This is a genomic window from Saccharothrix coeruleofusca, from assembly GCF_014648515.1.
Lineage (GTDB): Bacteria > Actinomycetota > Actinomycetes > Mycobacteriales > Pseudonocardiaceae > Actinosynnema > Actinosynnema coeruleofuscum.
Window position 1 is genome coordinate 29,983 of sequence record NZ_BMRG01000001.1, and the last position, 16,734, is coordinate 46,716.

At 70.1% G+C, this 16,734-nt stretch carries 14 protein-coding genes and 1 tRNA gene; 2 read left to right on the forward strand and 13 right to left on the reverse strand.

The features are described from left to right. Window positions 1-57 precede the first annotated feature (57 nt). On the forward strand, window positions 58-3,243 hold the full coding sequence (locus IEZ00_RS00175) for a penicillin acylase family protein (protein WP_189220969.1): 3,186 nt from the start codon (window positions 58-60) through the stop codon (window positions 3,241-3,243). Between the two features lie 68 nt (window positions 3,244-3,311). On the opposite strand, the gene IEZ00_RS00180 is transcribed toward IEZ00_RS00175, so the two are convergent. Further along, entirely contained in the window at window positions 3,312-4,064 is a 753-nt protein-coding gene (locus IEZ00_RS00180; RefSeq protein WP_189220970.1) for an FkbM family methyltransferase, read from the reverse strand. Between the two features lie 17 nt (window positions 4,065-4,081). Continuing rightward, window positions 4,082-5,020, reverse strand: coding sequence for a hypothetical protein (locus IEZ00_RS00185; protein ID WP_229794838.1), 939 nt, complete (start codon window positions 5,018-5,020; stop codon window positions 4,082-4,084). Between the two features lie 220 nt (window positions 5,021-5,240). Here IEZ00_RS00185 and IEZ00_RS00190 point away from each other — a divergent pair. Continuing rightward, window positions 5,241-5,313 (forward strand) — tRNA-Arg (locus tag IEZ00_RS00190). 102 nt (window positions 5,314-5,415) lie between these two features. Here IEZ00_RS00190 and IEZ00_RS37960 read toward each other — a convergent pair. From IEZ00_RS37960 to IEZ00_RS00245, 11 genes are all read right to left on the reverse strand, one after another. After that, on the reverse strand, window positions 5,416-5,781 hold the full coding sequence (locus tag IEZ00_RS37960) for a DUF5708 family protein (RefSeq protein ID WP_306344633.1): 366 nt from the start codon (window positions 5,779-5,781) through the stop codon (window positions 5,416-5,418). Further along, window positions 5,771-5,980, reverse strand: coding sequence for an AMED_5909 family protein (locus IEZ00_RS00200; RefSeq protein WP_189220972.1), 210 nt, complete (start codon window positions 5,978-5,980; stop codon window positions 5,771-5,773). Before IEZ00_RS00200 ends, IEZ00_RS37960 begins: the two co-directional genes overlap by 11 nt. 317 nt (window positions 5,981-6,297) lie before the next feature. Next, window positions 6,298-6,744, reverse strand: coding sequence for an SRPBCC family protein (locus IEZ00_RS00205; RefSeq protein WP_189220973.1), 447 nt, complete (start codon window positions 6,742-6,744; stop codon window positions 6,298-6,300). A 351-nt stretch (window positions 6,745-7,095) separates the two neighbouring features. Further along, a complete protein-coding gene (locus IEZ00_RS00210) occupies window positions 7,096-7,800 on the reverse strand; it encodes a DUF998 domain-containing protein (RefSeq protein WP_189220974.1) in 705 nt (234 codons plus the stop codon). Between the two features lie 370 nt (window positions 7,801-8,170). Further along, window positions 8,171-9,382 (reverse strand): FAD-dependent monooxygenase, encoded by a 1,212-nt coding sequence (locus IEZ00_RS00215; protein ID WP_189220975.1) that lies wholly within the window; start codon window positions 9,380-9,382, stop codon window positions 8,171-8,173. A 21-nt stretch (window positions 9,383-9,403) separates the two neighbouring features. After that, window positions 9,404-10,024: a malonic semialdehyde reductase gene (locus tag IEZ00_RS00220; RefSeq protein WP_373293058.1), complete on the reverse strand. Its 621-nt coding sequence runs from the start codon at window positions 10,022-10,024 to the stop codon at window positions 9,404-9,406. Between the two features lie 97 nt (window positions 10,025-10,121). Then, the gene (locus IEZ00_RS00225) at window positions 10,122-11,297 is read right to left on the reverse strand and encodes a DUF5624 domain-containing protein (protein ID WP_189220976.1); all 1,176 of its coding nucleotides are present in this window, start codon (window positions 11,295-11,297) and stop codon (window positions 10,122-10,124) included. A 44-nt stretch (window positions 11,298-11,341) separates the two neighbouring features. Beyond that, window positions 11,342-12,469: a hypothetical protein gene (locus IEZ00_RS00230; protein WP_189220977.1), complete on the reverse strand. Its 1,128-nt coding sequence runs from the start codon at window positions 12,467-12,469 to the stop codon at window positions 11,342-11,344. Window positions 12,470-12,657: 188 nt separating this feature from the next. Then, window positions 12,658-14,643, reverse strand: a complete 1,986-nt coding sequence (locus IEZ00_RS00235) for a glycosyltransferase (protein ID WP_189220978.1) — start codon at window positions 14,641-14,643, stop codon at window positions 12,658-12,660. After that, complete coding sequence (locus tag IEZ00_RS00240; RefSeq protein WP_189220979.1) at window positions 14,640-14,825, reverse strand: hypothetical protein; 186 nt, start codon at window positions 14,823-14,825, stop codon at window positions 14,640-14,642. The genes IEZ00_RS00235 and IEZ00_RS00240 overlap by 4 nt, the downstream gene beginning before the upstream one ends. Before the next feature lies 1 nt (window position 14,826). Continuing rightward, entirely contained in the window at window positions 14,827-16,263 is a 1,437-nt protein-coding gene (locus IEZ00_RS00245) for an MFS transporter (RefSeq protein ID WP_189220980.1), read from the reverse strand. Between the last annotated feature and the right edge of the window lie 471 nt (window positions 16,264-16,734).

The window sequence follows — 16,734 nt, forward strand, 5'->3', positions numbered from 1 at the left end:
AGCGAGCGGAAAAGTAACGTGCGCCACACCAAACCCGGCTGGAAGGAGCTTCGCGCCATGCGGAGAGCCGCCCGATCGATCGCCGCGGCCGCCGTCCTGGTGACGGTGGCCGCCGTCGCGTCCGTCCCGGCGCGGGCGGAGCCGACGGCCGCGGCGTTCGCCGCCGACGACTTCTGCCTCGGCCAGTGCCACGACATCGTGCCGCCGGGCCAGAACGGCAACGCCACGCTCGCCCAGATCCTGGCGCACCAGGTGTTCGGCACGCGCCCCGCGCACGCGGCCGACCAGCTCGACGAGTACGACGCCCTCGCGTCGGGCTACCGGGGCTTGACCAACGAGCAACTGGGCACCTTCTTCAACGACGCATCCTTCGGCGTGCCCGCCGACCAGGTCGAGAGCACCATCTCACCGCGCGCTGACGTCACTATCGTCCGGGACAAGGCCCTGGGCATGCCCCACATCTACGGAACCACTCGATCGGGCACCGAATTCGGCGCGGGCTACGCCGCGGCGCAGGACCGGCTGTGGCTGATGGACCTGTTCCGCCACCTCGGCCGGGGCCAGCTGTCCGGGTTCGCGGGCGGCGCGGAGGGCAACCGCGCGCTGGAGCAGAGCTTCTACACCCAGATCCCCTACACCGAGGCCGACCTGCAGGCCCAGATCGACCGCGTGGCCGCGCAAGGCGAGCGCGGCGCGCAGGCGCTGCGGGACGTGACCGACTACGTGGCGGGCATCAACGCCTACATCCAGCGGGCCGTCGCCAACCGCGACTTCCCCGGCGAGTACGTCCTGACCGGACACGCCGACGCGATCACCAACTGGAACGACATCCAGCCCTTCAAGACCACCGACCTGGTCGCCATCGCGGCCGTCGTCGGCGGGCTGTTCGGCGCGGGCGGCGGCGGCGAGGTGCAGAACGCGCTGGTGAAGCTGGCCGCGCAGAACCGCTACGGCGCCGAGGCAGGCGACCGGGTGTGGCGCTCGTTCCGGCAGCAGAACGACCCCGAAGCGGTGCTGACCCTGCACGACGGACAGCGCTTCCCGTACGCCACCACCCCCGCGGACCCGCAGGGCGTCGCGCTGCCCGACGGCGGCGTGGTGACCCCCGAACCGGTCGTCCACGACGAGACCATCTCAGCGCGGTCCACCGTGGACGTGCCCGCCGATCTCAAGGCGGTGGAAGGGCTTTTCGCCGACGGCGTGCTGCCGCGCGACCTGCTCACCAAGACGCACGGCATGTCCAACGCGCTCGCGGTGTCCGGCGCGCACACCGACACCGGCAACCCGGTCGCCGTGTGGGGGCCGCAGACCGGCTACTTCGCGCCGCAGCTGCTGATGCTCCAAGAGCTCAACGGCCCCGGCCTGCGGGCGCGCGGCGTGTCGTTCGCGGGCGTGAGCATGTACGTCCAGCTCGGCCGCGGCGTGGACTACTCGTGGAGCGCCACCTCGGCCGGCCAGGACATCACCGACACCTACGCCGTCGAACTGTGCGAGCCCGACGGCAAGCCGGCCTCCGCCGCGTCGCTGCACTACCGCTACCACGGGCAGTGCCTGCCGATGGAGCGGTTGGAACGCAAGAACTCCTGGAAGCCGACAGTCGCCGACCCGACCCCCGCCGGCTCCTACACGCTGGTGATGCACCGCACCAAGTACGGTCTGGTGCACAGCCGCGCCCGCGTGGACGGCAAGCACGTCGCCTACACCTCGCTGCGCTCCACCTACCTGCACGAGGTCGACTCCATCATCGGCTTCCAGGAGTTCAACGACCCCGACGCGATCCGCTCGGCGCAGGACTTCCAGCGCGCCGCCGAGCACGTCGGGTACGCGTTCAACTGGTTCTACGCCGACTCGCGCGACATCGCGTACTTCAACTCCGGCGCCAACCCCGTGCGCAAGTCCTTCGTGGACCCGAACCTGCCCGTCAAGGCGGAGCCGTCCTACGAATGGGAGGGGTGGAACCCGAACGACAACACCGCCACCTACACACCGTTCGCCCAGCACCCCAACTCGGTGAACCAGGACTACTACATCAGCTGGAACAACAAGCAGGCCCTGGACTACACGTCCTCGGGCTACGGCAACGGCTCGGTGCACCGCGGCGACCTGCTCGACGACCGGGTGCGCGCCATGGTCTCCAGCGGCACGAAGGTGACCCGCGCGTCGCTGACCAGGGCGATGGCCGAAGCGGGCGTGGCGGACCTGCGGGCCGAGCGGGTGCTGCCCGACCTGCTGCGGGTCATCGACACCGCGGCCGTGGCCGACCCCGCGCTGGCCGCGACCGTGGCGAAGCTGCGCGCCTGGCTGGCGGCGGGCGGGCTGCGCGAGGAGACCACCAGGGGCAGCAGGACCTACGCGCACGCCGACGCCATCCGCGTGCTCGACGCCTGGTGGCCGATCCTGGTGCGCGCCCAGTTCCAACCCGGCCTCGGCGACGCCCTCTACACCGAGCTGACCAGGGCCGTCCAGGTCGACGAGCCGCCGTCCGACGCGCACGGCGCCCAGCCGCACAAGGGCTCCTCGTTCCAGTACGGCTGGTGGAGCTACGTGGACAAGGACCTGCGCGCGGTGCTGGGCGAACCGGTGCGGGGCCCGCTGGGCGCGAAGTACTGCGGCGGCGGGGACCTGGCGCGGTGCAGGCAGGTGCTGCTCGACAGCCTCGCCCAAGCCGCCGCCGTGCCCGCCACGGGGGTCTACCCCGGCGACGACAGCTGCGCGGCGGGCGACCAGTGGTGCGCCGACACGATCATCCACCGCCCCATGGGCGGCATCACCCACGACAAGATCAGCTGGCAGAACCGGCCCACCTACCAGCAGGTCGTGCAGTTCCCCGCACGGCGCGGCACCACCGTGGCCAACCTCGCCGCGGGCGGCACGGCCACCGCCAGCAGCTATGAGCGCGGCGCGCACCACTCCCCGCCCGCCAACGCCGTCGACGGCGATCCGGGCACCCGGTGGGCCAGCGACTGGAGCGACCGGCAGTGGCTCCAGGTCGACCTGGGCGCGGTGCGCCGGGTCGGCCGGGTCGTGCTGTCGTGGGAAGCCGCCTACGCGAAGGGCTACCGCCTTGAAATTTCCCGCGATGGAGCACAGTGGCATGAAGTTTTCATCACGAATGCAGGTAATGGCGGTAAAGATGTTGTCCCGTTCGCCTCGGCCGAGGCACGATTCGTACGAATGACGGGTACCCAACGAGCCACGGGCTACGGATACTCGCTGTACGAGCTTGAGGTCTACGACACGTAGACCGGTCCGCAGGAAGACCCCGGTCCACCCCCAGGGACCGGGGTCTTCCGCCTTCTCAGGCGGTCCGCTCAGGTGGGCAGGGGCGTGAACAGGTAGTTCCGCACCCGGTCGGTGATCCGGTCGACCCGCGTCCAAGCCCCCCGGTGCCACACCGACATCCGGTAGCCGCGCTCGCCCAACCACGACGCCACGTCGTCCGCCCGGTAGCCGAACCGCCGGACGTGCCGCTCCTCGACCTCCAGCAGCAGCTTCGGCCGGAACCTCTCGATGGTGTCCTCGCCGCCCTGCAGCACGCGCAGCTCCGCGCCCTCCACGTCGGCCTTGACGAAGTCCAGCCGCTCGACCCCGTTGGCCGCGCAGAACCGGTCCAGCGTGTCCGTGCGCACCAGGACCTCCACGTGCTCGGAGAACTCGGCGTTGGACCCCAGCCCGTCCGCGCCCGCGGTGAGGAAGGAGCGGCCCGTCACCGGCGTCCCGTGCCGCACCGGCACGCTCATCACCTCCTGCCCCTCGGAGGAGCCCAGCGCTACGGAGTGCCGCACCACGTTGCGGCCCTCGCGCGGGCGCAGCAGGTAGGACAGCGCCGGGTGCGCGAAGACCAGCGGCTCGACGCTGTGCACCGTCCCGCTCGGCCCCACCAGGCGGGACAGGGTCACGGTGTAGAGGCCGAGCGCGGCACCGATGTCGACGCACACGTCACCGGGCCGCACCACCTCGCGCAAACCGATCAGCTCGGGCTCGACGAACGGCGTCAACCGCGCCAGCACGCGCAGCGCGCCCGCCACGGCGGCACCCCGCACCTCGGTCAGGTTCTCGATCACCCCACCACAGTAGGGAATCAGTGCCGAGGCGCGACCCCGTTCGGCCGGGATGCCCCGTTGACGTGCCCCTGGACGTGCCCCTGGACGTGCCCCTGGACGTGCTCCTTGGCGTGTTCCGGGACGTGCTCTTCGGCGGGCGGCAACTGGCGCGCCAACCCCACCTGCTCGGCGAACTCCGCCGCCACCCCCGACCCGCCGTAGATCCCCAGCGCCTGCGCCAAGTGCTGGCGCAGATCCGTGCGGTGCCCGTCGGACAACCGGGGCAGCGCGCTCTCGAAGCTGGTCACCAGCGTGTCGGCCCAGTGCCTGCCCTCCCGCTGGGAAGCGATCCGGACCAGCTCGGCCAGCTGCTGCGACAGCGCGACCGCCTGCTCGACCTGGTACCCGTTGCGGTGCAGCCACCAGATCGTCGCCGTGGACAGGTCGGTCAGCACCTCGTCGCGCAAGTACCGGATCTCGGCCCGCTCCGCCTCCCGCTCGGCCTGCCGCACCGTCGTGGCCCGCAGCAGCTCGATGTGCTTGCGCGCCATCTCCATGTCCGCGTCCAGCACGTGCAGGTCCACCCCCTCGGCGCGGGCGAACACGTGCGTCCCCTCCACCTGCCGCTCCGTCGCCAGCTCATCCGCGAGCTGGTGCCGCAACGGCGCGCAGTGCACCAGCATCGCGCGCTCCGTGATCGCCTTCGCGCGCTGCACCACGTCGTTGACCGCCGCGCTGCGCGGGGCGTTGTGCCGGGCCCCGGTGGTCAGATCCACCCGCCAGTGCACGGTGAACTTCGCCTGGAAGTCCAGCCCGTAGACCGCGCTCGGCAGCGGCGTCTCGAACGGGTGCTCGTGCGAGGTCGGCGGCGGCACGAACGTGAACTGCTCGGCGTTGCGCGCCTGCCTGCGCCGCCACCAGGCGCCGAACGCCCCGAGTGGTCCGGGCCGGAAGTCGGGCCAGGGTCTGCCGCTCATGAGGTGCCGCTCCCGCTAGAGGTGGTTGCCTTCTCCCTACCTCACCCGGTCGCCGGGGAGAAGATGGCGTGGACCACTTCCCCCCAACAGCGGAGAGCGCTCCCAGCCCATCCTCACGCGCGGTGCACGGATGCCGTGGGGAGGGGGTCGCGGATGAGGGCCGGTCGGGTGAGGCCCCACCGACGAGGAGGGCGCGGGCACCCGGTACGCTGTTGCCCGCGCCCTCGTAGCTCAGGGGATAGAGCATCGGTTTCCTAAACCGTGTGTCGCAGGTTCGAATCCTGCCGGGGGCACTCACCTTTCGCCGGGTGAATCAGGCCCTGAGCTGCGTCTACGCGCTCGGGGCTTGATCTTTTCCACCGGCCGCCGCCTGCCCCCACCCCGGTCCCCTGCCGCTACTTCTTCTTCACAACACCCAGGTAGACGCCGTACAGCAGCTCCAGACCGCCCATGAACATGAGCACGACCCCCACCTTGGTCAAGGTGATCACCGGGGTGTGGACATCACCTGTGAACAACCAGAGCAGCAAACCGACGGCGACCGTGACACTCCCACCCGCCAGCGCTTTCGTTGCCGGACTCATCCCACGCCTTCCGCTCTCGGCTCTCGTTCTCCTGAACACGCCGGGCACTCCCCCCGTCGCTCTGACGTGCCGTAACGTACTGGAATCGGCCTGCTGTCCGACGGTGTTCGAAAGATTCACCCCGGCGAAGACGCGGTCCGGAAGTCGAGTGACACCGGGAGACTGACTAGGGTTCATTGGGGCCGATCGCCTCTCCCTTCTCGCGCTCGCGCGTGGCCCAGTACAGGGCCTCGTGGTGGTGCCAGCGGTCGATCTCGGCGACCTGCCGGTACACCTCCGCGCTACGCAGGCAGAAGACCCGCCAGAGCGACCGCGGAGCAGCAGGCGCGGGCATCAACTTCCCCAGCACCTCGTGCGCGTCCCTGAGCGTGGTCACCTCACGCGCCGCCGCTCACGGGCCAGCTCCCGACAGAACTGCAGGCAAGGGGTTGCAACGGTGTAGTTGTAGATGCTCCAACAGCGCTTCGATTTTCTTGTTGATGACATTTCATCGCCCGTCGATGCACTTCGCGTACACCTTCAGCAGCACGTTCACCGAGTGCCCCGCCCGCTCCGCCACCTCGGCGGCCGGGGGGCACCGCCGTTGAACATGGGCCGTAGTAGCCGGCCGCGAAGGACACCGTCAGGTGCGCGCCCCTCTCGTTCCGCCGACCGTCGTCATGCTGCCGTCCTCGCCGCCACGCTCGTCTGTCGTCACATACGGCTGTTCTGCTGGCCTGCGTGCGCGACGAGGTCATCGGCCAGCTTCTGTACGAGGCGCTGCAGGAAGCGCTGCGTGAACCAGCGCGCCCACCACGGCGCGGTGTACTGGCCTCGCCAGTGGATGAGAGTCCCACCGTTGGTCGGCGTCAGCTCGACTCGCGCCCGGTAGTCACGGATGACCGGCAGGAACTCCGCTTCGTAGGCGAACAAGGCAGGCTCCCGCAGTTCCGTGATCTGCTCCCGGCTGACGTTCTTGCCCTTGCGGAACGCGCGAACCGCTCCGACCTGATCACGGCCGGCCGGGTCGAGGTTCGCCGAGCGCTCCCGGTCCAGCTCACCCAGGGACGACCACCGGGGCCACGACTCGGCATCGACCAGTAGCGCCCAGATCGCTTCCCGGGGCGCTGTGGAGAAGGCGGAAACGGCGTAGTGAAGCATGGTGTCCCCTTGTTCATCGCGTAGGTTGAAGTACCGCTGTGCACCGGCGCGGTGTCCCTCGCGCGGCTGTCGACGTCACCGGGTCGCGGGCAGGGGCAGGAAGCGCCGGAAGGTCGACAGGGCGAAGCCGAATCCGCGAGCGGTGGACTTGGTGATCATGGCGGTTCTTTCGGGTCAGCGGCAGAGGGCCGCAACGAGTGGCGTTCCGATGGGCGATCTCGCAGGGCCTGCCGACCAGCCACCGGCAGATCCGTGATCAGGCGGGCTGCGAGGTTCGGCGGTTTGCCTCCGACTCGGTGACCGCTCCTTCGCTTCGGCCATCACCACGCCCGGTGTCCGGCGGACGGCGGTTCACGACGCGCTCCGCGACTCGACTCCTGCGCCGGCTGCCGCCAGTGGCCGTGTCGTCGGAACGCCAGTGGGTGCGGTCAGCCGCAACAGCAGGGCCGCCAGTGCGACGAGTGCGCCCCGCTCGGCCAGCCCCAGCCAGTCGGGCAAGGCGGTGCCTGCCAGGATGTGCGGCACGTGGGGAAGCAGGAACGCGGCCGAACCGATGGCGGCGATGACCGTCGCGATGGTCAGGTCCCACCGCCGTGCGCCTGCCGAACGGGCGGCGAGTATGCCCGCGACCGGCAGCAGGATGAACACCAGCGCACCCGCGCAGCGATGTATCTGGCCCGAAAGGTGAACCGGCTCGTTCGGCAGGTTCGTGGGGAACGCAGCGAGCAGGGCCACGGCCGCGCACCACCCCAGGAGCACTCGACGGACCACCGCGGTCGCGGTCGACGTCGCGGCGAGCCCGGCTGTGACCAAGCCCGCGGCGGCGATCCCGATCAATGGCGCCCCCGCCGGAAGTGCGATGTAGTCGCTGACCGTCTGGGCGAAGAGATCCATCCTGCCCGCGCCGACCAGTTCGAGGACGACCAACGTCGCGGCGGCGAGGGCGATCCCGAGAATGGCCGTGGTGTGCGGCGACACCAGGCGTGCGCCGTTGGTGTCGGGCTGGTCGCCAGGTTCTGCGGCACGGGAACGCAAAGCGATCGACTGGGTGGTCACGTTGTCACCTCGTTGGTCTGTAGGCGGACGTATGCCGATTCGGGTGCGCGCGACGGCGAACAGGCGGCGCGCCTGCGCTGAGCAGGCAGTCAGTCGCGATGAGAGGCCCGAAGGTCGACCGCCGGGGCCGTGCTGGGTGGCGGCCTTCTACGGACAGCGGGGCGTTACCGCGCAGCACGGACGGGTCTTTCCGCTCGGCGGATGTGTTGGTCGCACTTCCATTCCGCCGCCGAAAGACCCGTCCCCTCACCTCAGTCCTCGTCAGCGGGGTTTCCTCGCAGGCGGGGCATCGTCGACGCCCACGGCCGAACCGGCCCGGCCACCACGCGGATGAATCCGACTACCGCGATCAAGCTGGGGTGTGGACGCGTCACCGAGCCGTGCCGGACAGGACCGGAGCCGGATGTTCGGACGTCCCGGCGGCGAGCCGGCGGTGAATGACCCTGCGGGCGACACCGAGGATGAGCCTGCGCAACGCCGCTGCCCGCCTGCTCGAAGGCACGAACCTCTGCTGCTTGATCTTCGCGGTGCGCTGTTGCTCGGTGATGAACGGGCGAAGCCCGGTCTCCCACGCGGTCAGGGCCTCGTCGAGGTTGTCGGGGTGCTCCCGCATGGCCTTGCCGAGAGCAGCGCCGCCGCACAGCGAGGCCGAGGCGCCCATGCCCGAGTAGGTGGTCAGGCACCACGCCGCGTCACCGAGCAGGACCACCCGGCCCGAGCTCCACCGCGGCATCTTCACCTGGTGGACCGAGTCGAACAGGACGTCGGGGGCGTCCTCCAGGGAGTCCAGGATGTGGCGCACCACCGGGTCGTCCATTCCCGCGTAGACCGACCGCAGCTGCTCGATCCGCGACCCGCTGAACTGCTTCTGGACGTCATCGGTCCGGTACGTCAGCAGCGTCGTGGGCGCGTGATCGGCGAACCCGAACACCCACGCCGCGCGCTTGGCGCGCGGGACGACGACGGTGTCGGTCGGAGCGAACGAGGGCACGTGCTCCTTCAGCTGGAAGGCGCAGACCATCGCGTTCCAATCCGTCATGTAATCCTCGTGCGGGCCGAACACCATCCGGCGCACGGTCGAGCGCAGCCCGTCCGCTCCGACCACGAGGTCGAACGTCTCGCGGTACTGCGTGCCGGAATCGGCGTTCTGGAGCAGGACCCGCGCTCCGTCGGCGTCCTGGGTGATCTCGACCGGGGTGGTGGCGAACCGCACCTCGACCGGGTCCTCGACGGGATCGTCGGTGATGCTGCGCCACAGCGCGGCCTCGATGTCGCCGCGCAACACCGCCGCCGGGCCAGGCTGGTCGAGGAAACCCAGTTCCGGTTTCGGCTTGTTGCGGCGATTCAGCGCCCAGGTGTTCCCGCCCTCCTTCCACGCCGGGTTGCGGGTGTGGAGGTGGTCGGCGATGCCCAGGTCGGCGGCTGCCTGCCTGCCCTCCGGGAACAGGAAGATGAAGTAGCCCCCGGTCCGGCGCTCGGCAGCCCGCTCGATGATCACGGGCGTCCATCCCGCTCGGCGCAGCCCGATCGCCGCGGACATGCCCGCGATCCCCAAACCGACGACCAGCGCACGCTTCTGCATGGTGTTTCCCCTCTTCTCGGATCAGGCGGTGACGAAGACGTCTTCGTACTGAAGGCGAGGCAGACGCGGGTAGCCGGGCATGCCCTGGACCGGCACGCCCACGTTGACCACGGCCACCGCTCGGAACTTGCCGTCGGGGAAGAAGTCCGCGTCCAGGGCCTGGTGGTCGAACCTGGTGATGGGCGCCGCGGCGAGTCCGGCCGCGCGGACGCCGATGATGAAGTAGGCGAGCTGGATGTGGGCGTTCATGAGCGCCGAAGCGATGCGGGTCTCCGGCTCGGCCTCGGCGTACAGCTGCTCGGCATCGGGCAGCACCGGGAACGTCTCCGCGAACCTGAGGTGGAAGTCCAGGTCGGCGGCCAGGACGACCGACAACGGCGCCGCCTGGGTCTCGGCCTTGTTGTTGTCCTCGAAGATGTGCGCGAGCAGACGCCCGCGGGCCGTTTCCGACCGGACCAGGACAGCGCGCAACGGCTGCTGGTTCATCGCGGTCGGGCCGTGTTTGACGAGGTCGTAGATGGCGCGCACCTGGGCGTCCGTTACCGGCACGTCCTGGAAATCCGTGACGGTGCGGGCATCGCGGAAGAGCATGTCCTGCGCGTCCTTGGCGAGCGCCAACTCCGCCGTGTCCGGATGTGTCACTTCTGACTCCTGAGGTAGGACCATGGTTTGAGGAGGACGGCGGACGGGGGCAGCACGTCCGCCGTCACCTTCGGCGGGCACTGAGCCGCAACGCTCGTCACCTCCGCGCCCCGGCCGGGTAGGTGGTGTGGGTGAAGCCGGGGAGCTCGACGAGTTCGGGCCGGTTCCCGTTGGCGCTGAGCTGGTCGAGCACGAACTGCACGCCCGCGGTCGCGATCTGCGCGCCGGGGTCCTCCATGACGTAGCGGAGCCTGGTCACGATGGCCCGCTTGTCGTGGACCGACCGGACGCGCGGCATGGCTTCGACCACCTCGGTGTCGGCATCGACCACGGGCGCCTGGTCGATCCGCTTCTGGAAAGCCGGGTAGTCCGGCCACATGAGACGGCTCATCTCCACCGACGACAGGCAGCCGTACCAGAACGTGCGGTACTGCGCCTCGGCCCGAGCGCAGACCTCGCGGTCGGCGAGCTGCTCGGGCCCGATGGCCGGGGCGGTCGGGGCGATGATCAGCCGGGCCGGGTCGAGCTGGTGGCCCGACGCCTCGTAGAGCAGCGGGCACAGGTTGTTGCTCTGCCAGGTCAGGCCCGCGCTCGGGCGTCCGGCGCCACCGGTGACGATCACCATCAACCGGGCCCAGTCGATGGACTGCTCGTGGAGCCACTTCAGGCTCCGGTGCACCGAGTCCAGCGCCGAGAGGGCGAAGGTGGCGGCCATCATGTCGTTGAACGGCACGGGCACCGCGTCCGGCCCGTCGCCTTCGAGCAGGTTCGCGCGCATGTGCTCGAAGTTCAGCAGCTTCGGGTTCTCGATCGCGCGTCCCAGGTAGTCCGCGGTGGTCGCGCAGGTGTAGTCGACCAGGTCGGTGATTTTCTCCTCGCGCCCCCGCCACGCGGTGACCGCGACCTCGTCACGCCAGTAGGAGACGCTGTTGAAGTCCTGCACGACGCGGCACTGCTCGATGAGCTCCCTGGCGGCGGTCTTGCAGCCGAAGTCGCCGAGCTCGCGCAGCCGGGCCAGGTAGGGGATCGCGAGGCCGAGGTGCGAGACCGCGGTGATCTCGAAGAACCCCTTGGTGCCCTTCCTGAAGTCGACCGACGTGGGCGGGCGTCCGCCGCCGGGGAACAGCACCAGGTCGGTGCCCGTCGCCAGCAGCAACGGGGCGTCCGCGTGGGCCTCGCCCAGTCGCCGCTGCAGGTTCTGGCCGATGCTGTCCGGGGCGGAGGTGAACATCTCGAACAGCCGCATGAAGTGCGGGTTGGGCTGGTATCGCATCGAATTCGTCCTTGTCGGCTCGGGTCGGGCGCTGTCGGTCCGGGTCAGGCGTTGTCGAGTGCGAGCTCGTAGACGACGCTGTCCTGGCGGAACCGCACGTCCGGGGTGAGGCTGTTGGCGACGACCAGGAAGGTTCTGCCGTCGGCCTCGAAGAAGCTCGCGTCGGTGCCGCCGAAGGTGGGGAACTCCTCGATCACCTCGAACTTCCCGTCGACCCACCGGTACAGCTGCGACATCAGGTCGGTCTTGGCCACGGGGGGCCTTCCCTGGATGAAGCAGACGCGGACGAGGAACAGCTCGTCGCCGTGCCGGTGGAGGGCGAACTCGCGGCCGCCGAGGCCACCGAGGGACTGGTGCGGCTCGAACAGCTCGCCGTTCCAGCGGTAGAGCGTCGAGTCGCCGTTGATGCACGCGAAGGCCAGCCACTCCTGGCCGTCCTGGGAGAAGTGCCGGAAGCTCCGGCCGAACTTCTCCGCGAAGGTCTGGTAGGGGATGAAGGAATCGCCGTCCCAGCGGTAGACGACGCTGGGGGTGACCTGGTCGGCGTAGGCCAGGAAGTGGTGGCCGCCGACGCGGAAGTGGTCCCAGTTGTAACCCCAGCGCCCGCCCAGGACCTGGAACTCCCGCCACCGCCCGTGGACGCGCTCGAAGACGACCGAACGTCCGTGCCCCTTGGGCGACAGGCCCGGCATGGTCAGCCCCTGGGCCAGCGCCAGGAACTCGCGGTCGTCGATCGAGAAGTGGTGCCACTGCTTGGCCCCGAAGGTGGGCAGCGTTTCGTCGATGACCCACTCGCCGTTCTCGTCCTCGCGGTAGATGAGCGAGTCGACGTCCGTCTCGTACGGGCCCTTCCCGGTGCGGAGGTTGGCGAACGCCAGGTAGTTCCTCCCGCCGCTGGTGAAGCTCAGCGCGTCCTCGCCGCTCGGACAGGCCAAGCGGTTCACCTGGACGAACCGCTCCCCCTCCCAGCGGTAGAGCAGGGCGTCGACGTCGGCGTTCCCGCCGTTCATGTCCGGGGCCCGGTCCGGCAGGTCCTCGGCCAGCTGGGGAACCACGAGGTGCAGCCCGCGGTCGGTCCGGAAAACGTGCGCGCTGCGCGCGCCGGACGTGGCGAGGCGTTGGTGGACCGACAGGATCTTCGCATTCGGGTGAGTTAGGTCGGCGTTCGACACGGAAACTCCTTAACTTAATTAAGGGATAGTGATCAGCATGGCTGGATGGTGCTGAGTTGTCAATCGGATCGGGGCGTCGTGGATAATTCAGCCAGCGGTCGCGCAAATGTGTTCGCGCGCATCGGAATAGCTCACCCCGGAATTCGACGAGTGAGCGTCGACAATTGTTTCGGAAATAGTTCGCGAGTTCAGGCCGCCAGCGCGATGACCGGTGCCGTGCGGCCCATCGCCCGCGCGTACAGGGCTTCGAAGCGCTCCAGCGTGGCCGCCTGGGCGTGGTGCGAGATGATCTCGCCGCTGGCGGCGCCCATCCGGGCCCGCATCGCGGCGTCGTGCACGAGCGCGTGCAGGCGCTGGGTGAGCTGGTCGACGTCGCCGGGTTCGAACAGCCAGCCGTTGCGGCCGGGGTGCACGAGGTGCGGCAGCGCCATGGCGTTGGCGGCGATCACCGGCTTGCCCGCCGCCATCGCCTCCATCGTCGCCAGGCTCTGCAACTCCGCCACACCGGGCATGACGAACAGGTCGGCGCGGGCGTAGGCGTCGAGCAGTTCGTCCTCGGAGACGAAGCCGCGGAAGCGGACGCGGTCGGTGATGCCGAGGTCGCGGGCCAGCAGCTCCCACGCCGTGCGGCAGGTGCCGTCGCCGACGATCTCGCCGGACGCGGCGGGCACGCGGGCCAGAGCGCGCAGGAACTCGTCCACCCGCTTCTCCTCGTCCAAGCGGCCGACGAACAGCGCGGTCGGGCGTTCGCCGCGGGTCACCGAACGCTGGTAGCGGGAGATGTCGATACCGCACGACACCGGCACCGCCCGCTCCGGGAAACCGCTGTCGTGCAGCAGTCGCACGGCGCGCGGTGTCGGGGCGGTGACGATGTCGGCGCGGTCGAAGACGCGGGTCAGGTCGCGGTAGGCCCACTTGCGCGCCAGGCCCCGCAGGAACGCGGGCACGTGCGCGTGGCTGAACAGGTTCTCCGGCATGAAGTGGTTCGTGGCCAGCGTCGGGATGCCCTGCGCGGCGGCGGAGTTCAGGACGTACCGGCCGACCACGAAGTGCGCCTGCACGTGCACGACGTCGGGCTTGAGGGACTTGACGAGCTCGTCGGCCTCGCGGGAGGCCTGCCACGGCAGGCAGAAGCGGAAGTCGGGGTAGAACGGCAGCCGGTGCGACCGCAGCCGGTGCACGGTCACGCCTTCGATCGGCGTGGCGCGCGGCGAGTCCGGGGCGATGACGTGCACGTCGTGGCCATTGCCCGCCAGACCGACGGCGAGCCGTTGCGCGAAGCGCGCCGCACCGTTGACGTCCGGCGGGAACGTGTCGGCGGCGATGACGATCCGCAGCGCGCTGGAGGTGTTCACGGGAAGCTCCGTTCGAAGAGTGGCACGGGGGTGACAGGCGAGTGCCAGCACACCGCCCGTGGCGGCGAGCGCGCAGGTGATCAGCGCTGCGCCGGTCCACGGGGACAGGTGTGCGGCCTCGCCGAGCAGGAAGGCGCCGAGGCCGACCGCGACCAGCGGGTCCGCCACGGTCAGGCAGGCGACGGCGAGATGAGGGGGTCCGTCCGCGTAGGCGTGCTGGACCAGCCAGCCGCCGACCGCGAGCGAGAGCGCGATGCCGAGCGCGGACGCGATGTGCGAGAGCCCGAAACCGCCTTGCTGCACCGACTGCGAGACAGCGCGCATGAGCACGGACACGTACCCGTACGCCACACCACCGGCCGACGCGAACGCCACGGCACGGATGCGCGCGTTGGTGGTGAGCGCGGCGACGACTCCGGGAACGGCGATCCCGCCGAGGGCCACGAGCCCGGCCGTGAGCTCGGCGTCCGGCACGACCGGGGTCGCGGTCGCGCTGCCGGAGGCGAGGAACACGAACGCGCCCACGCCCACGGTGGTCAGCAGGATCGCCGGGATCTCGCGGAACCGGCGGTCCAGCAACGCGGTCATCCCGATCGCGAGCACCCCGATGGGCTGCACGACCGTCAACGGCGCCATGCCCAGCGCGGCCGCGTGCACCCCGGCGCCGACGGCCAGCAACGCCAGCCCACCCAGCCAGCGAGGATCTCGGACCATGCCGAGCTTCGCGCCGGACACGGTGACCGCGTCGTGCTGCGAACGAGTCGCCAGCGCCAGACACGCGGCACTGAGCACGGCGAGCGTGATGGCCAGCGGTGTCATGCCATCCGCCTGTGCGGACCGGCGGCAGGTAGGGACACGGACATCGCCGCGCGCACGTGGCCGGAGGGAGTCGTCGGTTCGCCGGTCGGATCGGTTGGATCGGTCGGGAAGACCGTCGCGACGGTCGCTTCCTCGGCTCGCACGGCGATCAGCCCCCACCCGTCCGACACCACCTCCAGCACGTCAGACAGTCCTTTGTGGCCGGTTGGCGCGGCGCTGGGCGAGCAGCAGGAAGGCGAGCACAGCGGCGGTCACGAACAACCCGGCCGAGGTCGCGATGTAGCTGTACACGCCCGTGGCGGAGTTGACCGTGGCCCCGTCGACCTCGATCCTCGTGCCGGAGAGGATGGCCGCGCCGGTGAAGCTCACCCCCACCGAGCCGATCGCGCTGGTGACCGAGACCATGCTCGCGGTCACGCCCTGGCGGTCCGGCGCGGTGAGGGCGGCCGCCATGTTGAACCCGGAGGCCAGCAGCGATCCCATGCCCAGGTTCAGGCAGAAGGCGAAGAAGACGGCGAAGGGGAACGAGGACGCGCCGAGGAACATGCCGAGCGCTGCCACGGTGCCCACCAGCACGCCCGCGGCCAGTGCCACCGCCGGGTCGGTGCGGGCCGCGACCCAGCCCGACAGCAACCCTCCCGCCATGATCGCGATGGCGGGCAGGCCGAACAGCAGCGCGAGCGAGCCCTGGGCGTCGAGCCCGTAGCCGAGCCCCTGGTCCGACGAGACCTGGGCGATGAGGCTGAGCAGCTGGTCCATGCTCTGCCCGGCACCGGTGGCGAGCACGACCACGAGCAGGGTGAGCACCATCGGCCTGCCGAGGTTCCTGATGTCGATCACCGGCTCGGGAATCCGGCTGGAGACGAGGTACCACCGGGTCAGCGCCACGACGCCCGCGGCGAGCAGCGCGAGCGCGCCCGCGCTGAGCCAGCCGAGGTCCGGTCCGAGGCTGATGTAGCCGAGCACCGCGACGACGCCTCCCCCGAGCAGGAGCGTTCCCGCGACGTCGACCCGCCCCGGCGTCCTCACCTCCGATTCCGGGACGAAGGCGCGGATGCAGGTCACCGCGGCGGCCGCGAACAGCGCCGAGGCCACGAACACGACCCGGAACCCGAACTGCGCCACGAGCGATTCGACGCTGGAGGTCGAGGCGATCCCCACCACTCCCGCGCAGGTGGTCACCGCGCCCACCGCGGGCATCGCGATCCGTGGCGCGCACATGTCGCGGACCAGCGAGGCGGTCAGGAACACCGCCGCCACGGCGGCGCCCTGCAACATGCGGCCGAGCACGAAGACCCACAGGCTGGGCGCGATGAGGCAGACCACGCCACCGCCGCAGGCGATGAGCAGCGCGACTGTCAGCATCCGGCGCTTGCCGTGGATGTCGGCGCTCTTGCCGAACAGCGGCGCCCACATCGCCCCCGCGAGCATCGCGGTGGAGCCGACCCACGCCGCCTGGGTGGTGTCGAAGTGGTCGAGCATCTGCGGCAGGACGAACAGGGGCATGACGATCACCGAGTCCGCCGTGACGTTCGCCAGGAGCAACGCGGCGATCTGCCCGATGAGCCGCGGGTTCCACCGCGTGTGCGGTGGCCTGCCCGGCGGGGCGTGAGTGCTCATGGTGGTATCCACGAAGCTCCTTCGGTGAGGGGGTGCGGCACGTGTGGACAGCGGGAGAAGTGCTCGCTCGTGACCGAATTTAGGAATCGCCCTCACTCGACGGCAATGGCAAAAGCGCCTCAACGGGGGATTCTCACCAGGTTCCTACCTTCCTCAAGGGGAACTTTTGCGCGGCGCGGTGTGTCGCTCGGCGGAAGTCATCCGCAGTGGCCGAGCCGGGGGGAGCAACCGGATGAAATGCACCGTGTTGGTCGGTGATTCGGCGTCGTCCAGCCGACCCCGTGCAGCGGCAGAACAAGCTGATTGGGCGAAAGAGCGCACAGCGCAAGTCGTTCGCCGCCCGGTGCTTCGAGCCCGTCGGTCGTGCACCACGACCGACGGTGTCCAGCCGGTCCTGGAGGCGCTCACGCGGACGCCCGCCGGGAGTCACACCGTTGACGTACTACACGGCATCGAGGCGGCCCGGTGCAC

Bases quoted from the DNA above. Each gene is read 5' to 3' on its own strand.
- IEZ00_RS00185 (WP_229794838.1), bottom strand. From the start codon at position 5,020: ATGAGCGGCAGACCCTGGCCCGACTTCCGGCCCGGACCACTCGGGGCG.
- IEZ00_RS00215 (WP_189220975.1), bottom strand. From the start codon at position 9,382: ATGCAGAAGCGTGCGCTGGTCGTCGGTTTGGGGATCGCGGGCATGTCC.
- IEZ00_RS00245 (WP_189220980.1), bottom strand. From the start codon at position 16,263: ATGAGCACTCACGCCCCGCCGGGCAGGCCACCGCACACGCGGTGGAAC.
- IEZ00_RS00235 (WP_189220978.1), bottom strand. From the start codon at position 14,643: ATGACACCGCTGGCCATCACGCTCGCCGTGCTCAGTGCCGCGTGTCTG.
- IEZ00_RS00225 (WP_189220976.1), bottom strand. From the start codon at position 11,297: ATGCGATACCAGCCCAACCCGCACTTCATGCGGCTGTTCGAGATGTTC.
- IEZ00_RS37960 (WP_306344633.1), bottom strand. From the start codon at position 5,781: ATGAACCCTAGTCAGTCTCCCGGTGTCACTCGACTTCCGGACCGCGTC.
- IEZ00_RS00175 (WP_189220969.1), top strand. From the start codon at position 58: ATGCGGAGAGCCGCCCGATCGATCGCCGCGGCCGCCGTCCTGGTGACG.
- IEZ00_RS00205 (WP_189220973.1), bottom strand. From the start codon at position 6,744: ATGCTTCACTACGCCGTTTCCGCCTTCTCCACAGCGCCCCGGGAAGCG.